Raw genomic sequence first — 11133 nt, 5'->3', positions numbered from 1 at the left:
TTCGATTCGTCGAATCATCGTCATCGATCGGCCAATCCTCGCCGCCTGATCGGCGCGCGCACGTGGCGCATCGGGCCGGCACACATACCTTGAGCGGGTCGGCAACCAGGCGCTCTTGCATGGCCCGATGTCTTGACCCAGCAAAGGCTATCGCCATGAAAACACTGTCCTACCTTGTTGGTACTTCCATCCTCGTGCTCGCCAGCAGCGGCCTGCACGCCCAGAACGCACCCGCCGGAAGAAGCAGCGCGGAGGTGCAGGCCGAGGCCATCGCGGCGGCGCACGCTCCGGACCAGAACGGCGCGGCCGGAACGCGCGGCTTCGGTCCGTTCACGTCGACCGTCGATCCTGAAAAAGTGCGTCAGGAAGCCGTCAATACGGCCAATGCACCTGACCAGAACGGCTCCGCCGGCACGCGGGGCTTCGGCGAATTCAACGGGGCGGCGGACCCGGCGGCCGTAGCTGCAGGGGCGAAAGAAACCGCATCTGCGCCCGACCAGAACGTGGCGAGCGGATCCAAGTTCAACAGCACGGTGCCGCCCTCGACCCTTTCCAATCCCGCCACCGTGAACGCGGGCAAATAAGGGCATCGCCCTTCAACCCGTTCACCCGGAGATGAACATGAAAAAAACATGGACTGCTGCCGCATTGGCAATATGCGCAATGGCCTGGTCGGCGCCCGGCCTGGCGCAAGATGGCAACGCTGACCCGCAGCAATGCAGCTTGCGGACCTTGAATGGTTCGTACGTGCTGGCAGCGAGCGGCTTTGTGATCGTTGCGGGTGTGGCTCAGCCAAAGGCCCTCATCGAGCAAATCGACTTCAACGGCGAAGGCTCCGCCGTCTCTCCCCATGCCGCGGTCGCCGTGAACGGCAATCCCCTCGCGTTCAGCACCGGCGGCGCCGCGAGCTATGGATTCGATGACGGGAGTTGCTCGGGCACGATCACTTTCGCGAACGGACCGACCCACAAGGTCTACATGGCTCCGGACGGCGACAAGGGATGGACCCTCTTGATGGCTCCTCCCAGCAATGTGTTCCAGGGAACCCTCACCCGGGTCTGGCCGCAGAAGGGCCACGACGAGCGGCACTGACTTTGCTGCAACGCATGCGGAGCACGCACCATGATCACTATCCCTTACCGGATGGTTGCGGTCGTCCGTCTCGCAGCAATGGCCTTGATGCCGCTCCAATGCTGCGGTGGCGGCGGTGGCGACCCGCCGACACCGATCGACGGCGTGCAAAAGGATGGCAGCACGCCGACCGAGTCGTGCACCACGCAGGCCCAGCAAGTGAACTGCGTGCAATCTCCGGCGATGTGCTGATGCGGGGGCCAGCCAAGCTGGTCAACGACCCTAGGGCGACGGAGCAGTCAACGTGGCCGCGCAGGCCAAGTGCAAGGGCGACCGACGGCGGCCGGCCGCTACCCTCCAGTGACTGGTCACTTCACTGCGCATTCCAGCGAGATGAGGTCTTCGTCCAGGATGCCATTCTCGTAGTCCTCAAGCGTCACGGGCTCCAAGTAGAGCGCGCCATGGCTCAGGGTCCCGAGGTTGCGTAGGGCACGCTTCAGGTCGACTGGACCCAGGTAGGCCAGCACGCCCTGGCAGATGACGAAGTCAAATGGCTCGTGAGCCTGGTAGTCCACCACCGAGCCACGCTCCCAGCCGTAGCGACCGCACAGGTACTCGCTGACCTCTACGCCTTGATACCTCCCCGGTGGCCACCCAAACTCCCCCACTGATGGCCACCTAAATTCCTCCACCCCTGGCTGCGCGATGGTGCGCTGACCCGGACCTGGCGGGACGTTACTTTGGCCCCCTCATCACAGGGGGGCCTTGGAGTGAACGTCTTGAAGCCGCATCTGCAAACGACCATCTGGACCCTGCTGGCCGCCGGGGCCAGTCAACGAGAGATCGAGCGCGTCACCGCGATCGATCGCAAGACGATTCGCGCCTACCAGAAGCGCTTCGCCGCGGCCGCACCGAATTCCCCCGGGGTGGCCACCGGGTCGGTGACGCAAATTCCCCCACCCCGGCCACCGGCGTCGGCAACCGGCGCGGCGTCGGCATGCGAGCCACACCGATCGTTCATCGAGGCGCAGCTGCGTCTGCGGCGCAATGCCGTGGCCATCTACCAGGACCTCGTCGACCAATTCGGCCTCGCCGGCGCGTACGGCTCTGTCAAGCGCTTCGTCGCGCGACTTCGCCAGCGCCAGCCCGAGCAATTCGATCGCCTGGAATTCCTGCCCGGCGAGGAGATGCAAGTCGACTATGGCGAGGGCGCGCCCACCCGCATGCCCGGGCACCACCATCCTCGACCGACTCATGCACCGCGCCGTCATGCTCGAGTTCGAGGGCAAGAGCTATCGACTCAAGGAGGCCGCCGCCAGATTAGCCCTCAACACTGACCACGACTGATCAATAATTCGACGTCCCTGCCTGGAGGAGTTTGAGCGGCCACAGTCGGGGGAATTTGAAGTGGCCATCCGGGCGCCACACGAAACGGCGTCAGGACCCAGGCCGTAGGAATTGTCGGCGTCCATGCTGAGCTGGGCCGTTTTCCGAAGGTGCGCCCGCTTGATAGCGCCTGGAGGAATCGGCGCGCTGACGAATACAAGACGGGCACCTCCAGCGCAAACTTAAGGCCAGCTTCCTGGCACGAAAGGAGTTCTGCCGTGTTCACAACTGAAGTTCATTTGCCCGAGCTCGCCTTATTGGCTGGGACCCGCGGCGCCTTGGGGGCGGGAGTCGGCCTGTTGATTGCCGACAAGCTCAGTGAAGAGCAACGCAAAAACATCGGATGGACGCTGGTGGCCGTTGGTGTGCTGACCACAATTCCGCTCGCGGCCATGCTGTTCGGTCGCCGCCGAAAAAGCGACGCCTGACTTGGAGAGCCTTCTTCACGCCCGGGTCGCCTTTGGCGCCCCGCCGGCGTCCATACCCACGGTTCGATGGTTCTTGGCGCGCTTGCCGGCAGCCAGAAGCGGGCATTCCCGTCGCGCATGGCTTTGGTCCAGAAGCGCTCCCACGGATCGGCGACCACGGACAGCAGCGCCTTCGTCGCGTCTGCACCGATGCCCAGCGCCCAGACAGGAATTCGATAGTCGTCGTTCTGCTGAAGCTGAAGGGCCAGCAGTTTGCCATCGCGCACTCGACGCCGAACTGCGGCCTCCCCGAGGCCGAACACCTGTGCGACCTCCCCAGTCGACTTGAACTGGTCGGAGGCCAACACCGAGCGCTTGTACTGGAGGCCTCGCGGCGAAAAGCCCCTCATGTCCGGAAAGGCCGTGCGCAGCTCGTGTGCCAGCCGCTCGATCACCTTGGCGCCCCAGCCCTCGCGCGCCTGCCGCTCCAGGATGTCGCGGCCGATCTGCCTGTACAGCGATTGGCCACGCGGAGCGTAACATTCATCGGCAGCTGTCAAAGGGGGCGACGGGTGTGAACGGATCTGGTCTCAAGCAGCGCCTGGCAGCGATCCTCGCCGCGGATGCGGCGGGCTATTCGCGCCTGATGGCGATCGACGACCGCGCGACCGTGGCCGCGCTCGATGCGGCGCGCGCGGTATTTCGTGCGCAGATCGAGTCGAACCAGGGCCGTGTGATCGACATGGCTGGCGACTCGGTGCTCGCCGTGTTCGAGACCGCGGCCGGAGCGGTGACCGCCGCCGTTGCTGTTCAGCATGAGTTAGACATGTCCTGCGACGCCGCTCCGCAGGATCGGCAAATGCGCTTTCGGATCGGCGTTCACATGGGCGACGTGATCGAGAAGGCGGACGGCACGGTGTACGGCGACGGGGTCAACATTGCCGCGCGGCTGCAGGCGCTGGCCGAACCGGGCGGCATCACCGTATCGGACGCAGTGCACGGGGCCGTGAGGAGCAAGGTCAGCGCGGAGTTTGTCGATCAGGGCGAACAGCAGGTGAAGAACATCGACCATCCAGTGCGGGCCTTCAAGGTGGCGCCCGCGAGGCCATCGGTGAATGTCGCCGCGGCGGCATCGCCATCGTCCGCGCCGGTGCTGCGTCTGCCTGACAAGCCCTCGCTCGCCGTGCTGCCGTTCACCAACATGAGCGGAGACCCCGAGCAAGAGTACTTCGCCGATGGCATCACGGAAGACATCATCACCGACGTCTCCAAGATATCCGGCCTGTTCGTGATCGCCCGCAACTCGTCCTTCACCTTCAAGAAGCAAAACGTCGACATCAAGGACGTCGGAAGGAAGCTGGGCGTTCGACATGTGCTCGAAGGCAGCGTGCGAAAGGCTGGCATGAGAGTGCGCATCAATGTGCAACTCATCGATGCCGAATCCGGCGGCCACGTCTGGGCCGAGCGCTATGACCGGGACCTCGAGGACATCTTCTCGGTCCAGGACGAAGTCACGCGAAAGATCGTCCATACGCTCGAAGTGACCCTCACCGGCAGCGAAAGGGCGCGCCGGCAGGATCGCGGCAAGGTCAATGTCGAGGCCTACGACTGCCTGATTCGCGCGAAAAGCTGCATCCGGGATTTCAATGCCGCGGCGCTCGTCGAGGCCCGTGCCATGCTGGAGCGCGCGCTGGCGATCGACCCGGGGCTGGCGCAGGCCTATGCGGGCTTGGCGCTATGCTGCGGCGTCGAGTATGTCAACGCATGGAATGGTCGCACGGCGAGCGATCTGGAACAGGCCCTGGCGCTGGCACGCAAGGCGTGCGAGGTCGACGCGTTCGAAGCGGTTTCGCATCACGCGCTGGCCGTCACCTTGATGTGGCTGCGAAGGCTGGACGAAGCCGAGAGCGCGGCGCGGCGGGCGATCGAGCTCGACCCGAACTCTTCCCAATCCCATGGGGCCCTGGGCAACGTGCTGCATTTCACCGGACGGCACGAGCAAGCGCTCGAGTCATTGGAACGGGCGCTTCGGCTCGACCCGGAATTCAACCTGTGGATGCATGCTCTGGGGCGGGCCCTGTTCGCCCTCGGGCGCTACGACGAGGCCGAAGCGACGTTCAAGCGGCGCCTGATCCATATGCCTGCATCGGACGTCACGCGCGCCTACCTTGCCTCGCTTTACGGTCATACCGATCGTCCAGACGAGGCCCGTCGAGTCTGGCGAGAACTGATGGCCATCAACCCCCAATACACGATCGAACACACGATGCGAGTCCTGCCGTACAGGAACCCCGCGCCGCTCGAACAGTTCGTGCAGGGTCTGCGCAAGGCCGGGCTGGCGCAATGAGTCCGGTATGCAGAGCTTCGGGCTGGTGCCAGCGGCGCCACCAGGAGCGCCACAGCACTGACGACTGCTGGCGCCGTTCTCGCCGGCTGCGCCCACCCCATCGTGCTCAGTGCCGAGAAAACGCCGGAACGCGTCGAGTCCCAGCTGATCCAGAAGAAGGTCGCCTATGCAATGACCGATGCGGACCGCGCCAAGCAGGTGATCACCGAAGGCGGCGGCGGTGACCGTGTCAGCTACTACCCGTATCGTGACCTGGAAAAGGCGATCCGCGAATCGTTGCGATCGGTGTACGCGGACGTGGTTGTGATCCGTTCGGCAGCCGATGCCAACGACGCCACTGGCCAGGAAGTCACTCGTGTGCTCGTTGCTGGATCGGGCGACGCGGAGTTCAGCGAATTCAAGAGTAACTTCAGCCTCGCGGCGAGCCGTGCGGGCACGGACCTCGCCAGCAAGCTGAGTGCCGACATCAGGGCCAACGAAAAGCTACGCTGAAGCGCCTGAAAATGAGCGGCCGCCGTTGCAAGGCCTTTCACGCGCGCCGCGCCGTCGTCAACCGTTCGCCGACCTCGTCGTCAGCCCTTGATACCAATCCTTGACGCTGCGCGGGTCGGCGCCGCCGGCCCCCTCCAGCAAAGTGTCGACTGCGGGTGCGCGGCGGCGCAGAATGCGCTCGAGCGACCTACACGGACGCGAGATCGACGAATTGGAGGGTCCGATGATTCGCGAGCGCGAGCGCTTGAGTCCGAAGAAGTATGCCGAGCTGCAAATGAGCTACCTGATCGCTGGCTCGGCCGCGGGGGCTCTGGTGTTCGTTCTGCTCGCGACATTCGCGGGCGCCGGCTTCTATGGCAACGGGCTGATCTGGATCCTCGGCATGATCGCCTGCGGCGTGATTGGCATGCTGATCGCGGGTGCCGTATTCGACAGCCGGTTCTACACCCGCAAGTAGTCCTCATACCTTGATCCGCGCCCTCTGCCTGGCGCTGCTCCTCACGCCCCTGTGCGTCGAGGCGCGCAGCCGCACGCAATTGAGCACGAGTTGCGCATGCTGCAGGCTGGTGAACCTGGCTTGACGGGTATAGCCGGTTCCAGCGGGCCGTCGATCTTCAGCAGCTCGACGATGCGCGACCAGGTCAATGGGTGCGACGGCGTCGCACCTTTCGTCGCCATGTCGGGATTGGCCGGGTAGAACTGGCGCAAGCGGATCAGGTTGCTGCGGCTGAAGCCCTTGCCGTGCCGCAGGCCGAGGTCGGCGGCCAGGGTGTCAATCAGCGCCTTGCCGTACTCGGCGCGCTCCTGCCCGCCTTCGAGCCAGACAAGTCCGCCGGGCAGCTTCGACTCCTTGAAAAGACTGGATTTCGGGACGGGAGATCGAAGTCGGTTGGAGGATTGGTGTGCGGCGCAGGAATACGAAGAGCAAGCGACCGACCGGGCAAATCGCGGACCGAAGGCGGCCTGCGCACGCACGGGGTTGTCGGAGATGGAAGGGACCGCCACCACGCACAAGAGCGCGCGGATGAGGCAAYGGCCGATCGTCGCGGCCGTGCGGGGAAGCGCCTTGGCGGTGCGCCGTGCAAGGCGCGTTGCAGCACCGGGGCGGGCTTTGTTTTGAATGCTCACGAAAACCCCCCATGTTGGTATGGAAAGATCAAAATGCGGCTTGGTGGCCGGTGTGCCGACGCTAGTGCTGGCGGGCACGCAGCGCCCGAGGGGTGGCCGAATGAACGACGAACGATCGACGATCAATCACCGAATCGGCGACGGGCCCCCGATGGGTGCGCCAGACGCCGTCGGCGACGGCATCGCGGCCTTTGCCGGCTTCGAGTTCGATTCGCGGCGCGACGAACTGCGCAAGGATGGCGTCGCTATCTCGATGCGACCCAAGCCGCGCGCCTTGCTGCGCCATCTGCTCGACCATCCGGGCCGGCTGCTCGGAAAGGAAGAATTGATCAGGGCCCTGTGGGGGTCGGTGGTTGTCGGCGACGACTCGTTGGTTCAATGCGTGGGCGAGCTGCGTGCGGCGTTGGGAGATCGGGGCGAGTTGATCAAGACGCTGCCGCGCCGCGGCTACATGCTCGACACGACGGTCGAAAGGCTGGCCACCCGACCTCAGGAATTGCCACAAGCCGAGCCGGCGATGGATGAACCGAAACGCACACGTCGGAATCCGAATCGGCGATGGTGGCTTGTACCGTTCATCTGCGCGTTGCTTTTGGGCGTCGCTGGTGCCGTCTGGAAGATTCGCCAGCCCTCGCCGTTCCGCATCGACGACGAGCTGACTGCGCGTCATGCCGTTGCGGTGTTGCCGCTGGTCGATGCTGACGAGCCTGGCGGCACTTCGGTGCTCGGGAATGCCCTGGCTGACGATATCAGCGCGCAGATCTCGCTGCGACAAGGAATGCGTGTGATCGGCCCGGCTTCGACCGCGCGCTACAACGCGGCTGCGCCCGACATTGCGCACATCGGGCGCGAACTGGGGGTGCGCTACGTCATTGGCGGTCGCGTGACGCGCGACGGCGGCGCCATCGTCATCGACTCGACCTTGACCTCGGTCGAGACCGGCCAGGTGATCCGATTGAATCGTTCTGCCTTCCCGACGCCTGCCGATGCCCAACATTCCAACCTGGACCAGCGCGTTGCCAGTGCGTTTCGCATGCAGTTTTTCGAAATCGACAAAGTGCATGCCAGTCGGCCCGGTCACGTGGTCGATGCCGCCGATCTGACCATTTTGGGTTGGCGCGACCTGAATCGCTTCGCGACGCGCGACGACGTGTTGCGGGCTCGCAGCCGCTTCGAGGCGGCGCTGAAAGTCGATCCCGATTCGGTGGTCGCCCTGCAAGGGGTGGGTTCCAGCTACCAGATCGAGATCGTCAGCTACCTCAGCAGCGCGCCGCAGAGCCTGGTCGAACCTGGCAAGAAAGCGCTCAAAAGGGCGATGGAACTGCGTCCTGATGTGCCAGAAAACCTCCTGCCCTGGGGTAGCCTGCTCGGCCTGAGTGGACAGCCGGCCGAGGCGATGGCGATGTACAAAAAGGCATTGGAGATCAGTCCGAACTACGCCTTCGCCCACCTCTTCGTTGCGCGCCAGCTGATCTGGGAGGGCCGCTTTGCCGAAGCCCAGCAGGAAATCGACAAGGCCCGCGGGCTCAGTCCGGCGGACGCGCGCCTCCTGTATGCCGTCTATTCGCTGTCGGCGACCGCGAATTTCGTGCAAGGCAGGGACGACGAAGCCTACAGGTGGGCAATGAGGTGGGTTGCCGAATATCCGAACAGCGGGCAACCCTATGCGATGCTCGCCGCCATCGATGCGCTGCGCGGACATGACGCCGAGGCTGCCGCCCACATGGCCAAGCATCGCGAACTACTGCCAAACGACTCGATTGCCTATGTCGTGTTCCTCAGTCCCTCGACCGACCCTGTCTTCCTCGCGCAGCGCGCGCGGCTGATCGAGGGCCTCCGCAAGGCGGGATTGCCTGATTGATAAGTCCAGACTGTCGCAGGGAACTGAAATCTAGACGTGCCGAAATCACTGAAAAGTATGGGCGGTGAAGTACAAAGCGCCCACCGACAGCACTGAAATGTTCGCCGCCTGACTTCACACGTCCCCTGGCACTTGGCTGAAAGGCGAACGGAATCTTCCGAGAGTTCGGATGCGAGGCCAGAAGCTGCTCGTTTCCCGCCTTGCCCGCTGTAGCCTCCGAGCCGATTCAGTCAAACATGGAGGCGTACATGGCGGTGACGGCGATCGGCAGCAGCTACGATGGATTTCAGAGGTGGAAAGAAGGCATTGACCGAGCAGGCAGCGATTGGGACTACTACGATTCGGAATTAAGGCGAGCGGTCAACGAATACAACATTCATCTTCGCGACACGCCACGCTTCGTGAATCTCGATTGGCGACTGATCAAGGCCATGATGTGGGTCGAATCGGGGCCGCAGGAAGGCGCCTGGAAGACCAAGCCGCTGCAGATCGGCGTATCTGGCGATCCCGGCCTGCGGGCTCTCCTCTACGGCGACGAAGGGAGCGAGCTCATTGTGCCTCCGTGCTATGTGCTGAACTCCTCCAACGTGACGAGGAATCCGCGCATGAACATCGCCGCCGCCGTCGGCTACTTGCTCATGCGCATGGCCGACTATGGCTTCACCACGGTACCGGAAGATGCCAACGTGTTCGACGTAACGGCGGGCATCGGGGACAGCTTCAGTACGCTGGCACGAAAGCACCGCAGCACCGTCGAGGCCATGCAGACGCTAAACCCCGGGATTCATGGCCTCAGAGTGGGGCAGGTGCTCAAATGCCAGAGGGCGTCGATTCGAAAGGTCATTGTTGACTGGAAACCTTGGACCTTCTCAATCGTCGCGAGGCGCTACAACGGCAACGGCCAACCGAAAGGCGATCCGCACTACTCGAAAAAGCTTGAATACGCGATGGATGCCGTCAAGCGGCGAGGTCCGCGATGAAGACCATTTTCTCGGGATGCGTCGCCACGCTCGTGTTGAGCTTCGCTTCAGCTTCGCTCGCCGGTCCGCCTTGCGCGGGTAGCTATCCGAGTTGGGGGCGCGCGTGTTACGGGAGTGTCAAGATCACTGCCAAGTCGATCGCATGGCAAGCGCAGTTCAGCAATTGCGAGGCCAGCCCATACGAAGTCATCGCAAGCGACCTCGGGGGTGAGAAGCCCTTCGTCGCCTACAGGTTCAAGAAGCGCAGCAAGGCCTGTCTGTACGAGGTCATGGAGATCGCAAAGCAAGGCGGAGACCATTGGGCTGCGATCGGCTATCGCTCCGTCGAAGACTACGACCAGCGTCATGACGATCCGGGCTCTTCCGACTACTGTCCATTGGGCCCGATGCCGTCCCAGAGCTGCAATCTTCCCCTGGTCCGCGATAGGAAATAGCGGCGGCGGCTCGCTTGAGCCGGGCGCAGCTCAAGATCGGCTTGCTGGCACTTTGGCTCCGAGCTTTGCCACCACGTGGACGCGCGATCGGCAGTGTCGTTCGTTTGCCCGAGGCCGCGCCCGCGTTGCCGCTCAGCCTTCACAGGCACGCCGCTGATCACCGAGCGTCACGGCTATCCGCGTTGACGAGCGAGGCTGGGAGCCGTCCGCGAGTTCAGTGCCCTCAGTACGCGCGGGTGAATCCGCCGTCGTGCAGCAAGTTCGCGCCGGTCATGTGATCCGAGAATGCACCGAGCAGTTGCTCGACGACCACGGCAACTTCTTCCGGCCTGCCGTACTTGGCCAGCGGAATGTTCGAGGTCTCGTCGGCCAGGCGCTCAGCGAGGCTGACGCCCGCCCGATCGGCGCGCCGTTGCACCGAGGCTGTGTAGTCGGGCGTCAGCGTGCCGCCGAGTGACAAGGTGTTGATGTGGATGCCACGCTCGCCCAAGGCGAACGCGAGCGTCTTGGCCTCGGCCAGCCAGGCACAGCGCAGAACGTTGCTCGTCGCATAGTTCCCGAGAGCTTGCACCGACGTGACGGCCGAGATGATCACTACCTTGACGCGCTGGCCCTGAGCCGGCTCGGGTTTCATCGCAGGGATAACCGCCTTCAGAAGCCCCAAGGGGCCGATGAAGCTGCGCTGGAACAGCGTGCGCCAGGTGTCGTTGGGCGGCAGGCAATCGTTCGTCGGAGCCATCTGCGGCGGCATCAATACAACGCCATCGAGCACGATACCCTGGTCGACGAGCCGCTCACCGAAGGCGGCGACGGCGACGTCGTCACCCATCTCCACTGGGATGGCTTCGTAGCGGCCTGGGCGAACCGACCTCAGCTCATCGCAAAGCGCAAGCAGCCTGCCTTCATCGCGAGCCGCAAGCACCAGCGCACGCCCCGATTGCGCCAGCCGGGCGCAGACGGCGCGTCCGATACCGCCGCTCGCGCCCGTAACAAGAACGGATCGGCTGTCATTGCACATGGACGCGCT

The 11133-nt window shown here is 64.0% G+C and carries 11 protein-coding genes and 4 pseudogenes; 11 read left to right on the top strand and 4 right to left on the bottom strand.

The window, feature by feature from the left end; translation table 11 throughout:
- The first annotated feature begins 155 nt into the window (after window positions 1-155).
- From AC1DYD_RS10720 to AC1DYD_RS10710, 3 genes are read left to right on the top strand one after another with little or no spacing between them, the layout of a single operon-like run.
- Window positions 156-584 (top strand): hypothetical protein, encoded by a 429-nt coding sequence (locus tag AC1DYD_RS10720; RefSeq protein ID WP_478172712.1) that lies wholly within the window; start codon window positions 156-158, stop codon window positions 582-584.
- Between the two features lie 37 nt (window positions 585-621).
- The gene (locus AC1DYD_RS10715; RefSeq protein ID WP_478172711.1) at window positions 622-1092 is read left to right on the top strand and encodes a hypothetical protein; all 471 of its coding nucleotides are present in this window, start codon (window positions 622-624) and stop codon (window positions 1090-1092) included.
- Window positions 1093-1122: 30 nt separating this feature from the next.
- Complete coding sequence (locus AC1DYD_RS10710) at window positions 1123-1323, top strand: hypothetical protein (protein WP_478172710.1); 201 nt, start codon at window positions 1123-1125, stop codon at window positions 1321-1323.
- A 143-nt stretch (window positions 1324-1466) separates the two neighbouring features.
- Here the strand turns inward: AC1DYD_RS10710 and AC1DYD_RS10705 are convergent.
- A pseudogene (locus tag AC1DYD_RS10705) lies at window positions 1467-1715 on the bottom strand (methyltransferase type 11); the annotation flags it as partial.
- Window positions 1716-1841: 126 nt separating this feature from the next.
- Between AC1DYD_RS10705 and AC1DYD_RS10700 the strand changes: the two are divergent.
- Both AC1DYD_RS10700 and AC1DYD_RS10695 read left to right on the top strand, forming a co-directional pair.
- A pseudogene (locus AC1DYD_RS10700) lies at window positions 1842-2303 on the top strand (IS21 family transposase); the annotation flags it as partial.
- Between the two features lies 1 nt (window position 2304).
- Window positions 2305-2418 (top strand): annotated as a pseudogene (locus AC1DYD_RS10695) (ATP-binding protein); the annotation flags it as partial.
- 811 nt (window positions 2419-3229) lie between these two features.
- Here the strand turns inward: AC1DYD_RS10695 and AC1DYD_RS10690 are convergent.
- A pseudogene (locus AC1DYD_RS10690) lies at window positions 3230-3382 on the bottom strand (DUF1016 N-terminal domain-containing protein); the annotation flags it as partial.
- Window positions 3383-3438: 56 nt separating this feature from the next.
- Here AC1DYD_RS10690 and AC1DYD_RS10685 point away from each other — a divergent pair.
- The 3 genes from AC1DYD_RS10685 to AC1DYD_RS10675 all read left to right on the top strand — a co-directional run bounded on the left by AC1DYD_RS10685 (window position 3439) and on the right by AC1DYD_RS10675 (window position 6160).
- Window positions 3439-5211: an adenylate/guanylate cyclase domain-containing protein gene (locus tag AC1DYD_RS10685; RefSeq protein WP_478172807.1), complete on the top strand. Its 1773-nt coding sequence runs from the start codon at window positions 3439-3441 to the stop codon at window positions 5209-5211.
- A 102-nt stretch (window positions 5212-5313) separates the two neighbouring features.
- Window positions 5314-5703 (top strand): hypothetical protein, encoded by a 390-nt coding sequence (locus AC1DYD_RS10680; RefSeq protein WP_478172709.1) that lies wholly within the window; start codon window positions 5314-5316, stop codon window positions 5701-5703.
- A 100-nt stretch (window positions 5704-5803) separates the two neighbouring features.
- Window positions 5804-6160: a hypothetical protein gene (locus tag AC1DYD_RS10675; protein WP_478172708.1), complete on the top strand. Its 357-nt coding sequence runs from the start codon at window positions 5804-5806 to the stop codon at window positions 6158-6160.
- A 41-nt stretch (window positions 6161-6201) separates the two neighbouring features.
- Here the strand turns inward: AC1DYD_RS10675 and AC1DYD_RS10670 are convergent, their stop codons facing one another.
- Complete coding sequence (locus AC1DYD_RS10670) at window positions 6202-6831, bottom strand: DUF1016 N-terminal domain-containing protein (protein WP_478172707.1); 630 nt, start codon at window positions 6829-6831, stop codon at window positions 6202-6204.
- A 100-nt stretch (window positions 6832-6931) separates the two neighbouring features.
- Between AC1DYD_RS10670 and AC1DYD_RS10665 the strand changes: the two genes are divergently transcribed.
- From AC1DYD_RS10665 to AC1DYD_RS10655, 3 genes are all read left to right on the top strand, one after another.
- Window positions 6932-8692, top strand: a complete 1761-nt coding sequence (locus AC1DYD_RS10665; RefSeq protein WP_478172706.1) for a winged helix-turn-helix domain-containing tetratricopeptide repeat protein — start codon at window positions 6932-6934, stop codon at window positions 8690-8692.
- A gap of 248 nt (window positions 8693-8940) precedes the next feature.
- The gene (locus tag AC1DYD_RS10660; protein WP_478172705.1) at window positions 8941-9672 is read left to right on the top strand and encodes a LysM peptidoglycan-binding domain-containing protein; all 732 of its coding nucleotides are present in this window, start codon (window positions 8941-8943) and stop codon (window positions 9670-9672) included.
- Window positions 9669-10106: a hypothetical protein gene (locus tag AC1DYD_RS10655; RefSeq protein ID WP_478172704.1), complete on the top strand. Its 438-nt coding sequence runs from the start codon at window positions 9669-9671 to the stop codon at window positions 10104-10106. Before AC1DYD_RS10660 ends, AC1DYD_RS10655 begins: the two co-directional genes overlap by 4 nt.
- Before the next feature lie 223 nt (window positions 10107-10329).
- On the opposite strand, the gene AC1DYD_RS10650 is transcribed toward AC1DYD_RS10655, so the two are convergent.
- Complete coding sequence (locus AC1DYD_RS10650; RefSeq protein ID WP_478172703.1) at window positions 10330-11124, bottom strand: SDR family oxidoreductase; 795 nt, start codon at window positions 11122-11124, stop codon at window positions 10330-10332.
- Window positions 11125-11133: the final 9 nt, after the last annotated feature.

It is taken from the genome of Variovorax sp. P4_B11, assembly GCF_056402355.1.
Note: the sequence above shows the minus strand (reverse complement) of the source record. Positions and strands in the feature narration are given on the sequence as shown.